This window comes from Moorena sp. SIO2C4 (genome assembly GCF_010672485.1).
GTDB classification, from domain to species: Bacteria; Cyanobacteriota; Cyanobacteriia; order Cyanobacteriales; family Coleofasciculaceae; genus Moorena; species Moorena producens.
Genome location: NZ_JAAHGN010001060.1, coordinates 1 through 2,570, shown reverse-complemented (window position 1 = coordinate 2,570; position 2,570 = coordinate 1). Strand labels below are relative to the sequence as shown.

General features: G+C 43.1%; 2 protein-coding genes. One reads left to right on the top strand and one right to left on the bottom strand.

Annotation, left to right across the window (positions count from 1 at the left end; all coding sequences use genetic code 11):
* A partial coding sequence (locus F6K20_RS33585) for an LCP family protein (RefSeq protein WP_287297665.1) occupies positions 1-712 on the top strand: 712 nt, incomplete at its 5' end.
* 183 nt (positions 713-895) lie between these two features.
* Here F6K20_RS33585 and F6K20_RS33580 read toward each other — a convergent pair.
* Positions 896-1,582, bottom strand: coding sequence for an N-acetylmannosamine-6-phosphate 2-epimerase (locus F6K20_RS33580; protein ID WP_008181627.1), 687 nt, complete (start codon positions 1,580-1,582; stop codon positions 896-898).
* Positions 1,583-2,570: the final 988 nt, after the last annotated feature.

The window sequence follows — 2,570 nt, the reverse complement described above, 5'->3', positions numbered from 1 at the left end:
CCTTTATATCAACCTCAAAAAAGGCAGACAGCACCTGGATGGTAATAAAGCGATGCAGTTCCTGCGGTTTCGCTACGACAAGTATGGGGATATTGGTCGAGTTCAGCGGCAACAAATGCTGATGAGGGCATTGGTAGAACAGGCACTAAAACCTAGTACTATCGCACGAATCCCACAAATCCTCTCAGTTATTCAGTCCCACATTGACACCAACTTAAGTGTAGAAGAGCTAGTGGCATTAGCGGGTTTTGCCACCAAGACTAAACGAGCCAATGTCCAAATGCTAATGCTGCCTGGTCGATTTAGCAACGATGGCAAGAAACAAGCCAGTTACTGGTTGCCAAACCACCGCCGCATCCAGCAGATGGTGGGTCAGCACTTTGGTCAAGGCTATAGCTATTACTCCAATGCCAACTCCACATCCCTGCGGATTGCGATTCAATACACTACAGATTCTTCTGAAGTCGCTAAAGCTATGCTCCGGAAACTTAACCAAGCTGGCTACCAGAATGTTCGTATTGATCAGAAATTGTCTAGGGAACCATTGCGCACCACTCGCATTATTGCCCAACAGGGAGACGATGAAAGTGCTGCCACTATCCGTAACTATTTGGGATTTGGGGAAGTGCGGGTGGAAAGCACCGGTGCTTTTTCCTCAGATATTACCATTCAGTTGGGTCAAGACTGGCTACAGAAACTGGGTTCTCAATAATAAGATAGGTTTTCCAGCTTCTAGCAAGGGCAATTATAGCAGTTTTCCATTGGGTGAGGTACTTTGCTTATCCTTTTAAGGCAGAGGGCAGAAGGCAGAGGGCAGAAAGGTAAGAAGGTCTTAAAGGCAATTAGCGCCAATAAAGACTGTACCTCATCTACTTGAAAAACCCTGTAACCATGTTCAATTAACTAATGACTCGACAAAAGCCTTAACTTGCAAATCAATACCAGTAATCGCAGTGCCGACAACAACCGCATAGGCTCCCAATTCTAGCGCAGTTTGAGCCATCTTGGGGCTGGCAATACCCCCTTCGCAAATGGCTGGGATATCTAAATGCTTCACCAACTGGCTGAGTAGGCCAAAGCCGGGAGGACAAAGATGGCTGGTTTGAGCGGTGTAGCCATAGAGGGTGGTACCAACTAAATCAACACCAGCGGCTTGTGCTGCGATCGCACTCTCAAGGGTATCCACATCTGCCATCACCGGTTTACCCAGTGTATCGTGAATCTGCTTAATTAAATCTTGAACTGTTTCCCCTCCAGGACGTTCCCGTAAGGTGGCATCAATGGCAATAATATCAGCACCAGCGGATGCGATCGCTTTGGCATGGTGAAACTGGGGAGTAATATAAACCTCAGACTCCGGTAACTGTTGCTTCCACAAGCCAATAATTGGAGCAGTGGGACATTGACTACGGACAGCTGCCACATGGTCAGGTGTATCAATACGCACACCCGATGCCCCCTGATTCATCGAAGCCTGTGCCATGGCGGCAATCACTAGGGGGTGGTGCAGGGGTGAGTCAGGGGGTGCCTGACAAGACACAATTAGACTATGACGAATTGAATGGAGAGAATTAGCTGCCATGTTGTTGGTGGTTACAGTAAGTGATTATCGATATATAGAGGTTCCACAGCATTTATAAAATAGGTGAGGTACAGAAGTTTTGGATTTTAGGGAATAGGGAATAGGGAATAGGGAATAGGGAATAGGGAATAGGGAATATAAAAAAAATTATGTTTACCTCATAAATATAATAACCATTATCTATTAATTGGTTTAAGCACTGTGGTTATTGTCTTATATGATGTCGATGATAATTACCCTTAATAAAAATCTTACTATCTCACCATCTCCCCGCGCCACCGCCCCTTCCGGTGTTCCGGTTTGTGGTTGTGTGTGTTTTGTTTTGACTTTATCGCTTTTTTTGATCAGGTCACTTGAAGGGGATTTTTATCAGCTCATTGAGTCTAATTTGAGGCTGATTTTTAGTATTTATACCAGTTATAGCTGATTAATCAAGCTTTGTTCCCCAAGCATATCCACCAGTTTTTATTTAATAAACTGGCGCAATTCCTCATCCCAAAGAGGTAGAGTGGCTTTCCTTATCAATGGCTACTTTAAATTTTCTGCTTTTGTCAACCCCTCTACCTAAATCCTTACACTATATTTATCTACAATCAAGATTTATTGGCTTGACAAGATATTGATTTATTGTGCGTCTCTATCCAGATAATCTTTAATTAAAGAATTAAAGATTCTGTAAAACTATATTTTTTTTGCGGTAGATATCCGAAATCCAGCTATATTAAAATTAGCAAGCAGTAATTTTTAATCTTGACTATGGGGTAAATACGGAATAAATTATGTAGCCAAAAGAAATACGTAATCGTTATTATAGCCCGTGTTAAAAATTATTTACTGGCGATAAATGAGGGACTTACGTGAAGACTTACTTTAGAGGATATCTCCCAAGTTTTTTGATACTGAATTTTGCCCCCCTGACCCCCCAACTTTGGGGGGAACAAGAGTCAATTTGCTTCTAAAAGTCCCCCAGAATTGGGGGACCAACGGG

What these genes read in the sequence shown, in the direction of transcription:
- F6K20_RS33580 (WP_008181627.1), bottom strand. Translation starts at nt 1,582, where the DNA reads ATGGCAGCTAATTCTCTCCATTCAATTCGTCATAGTCTAATTGTGTCT.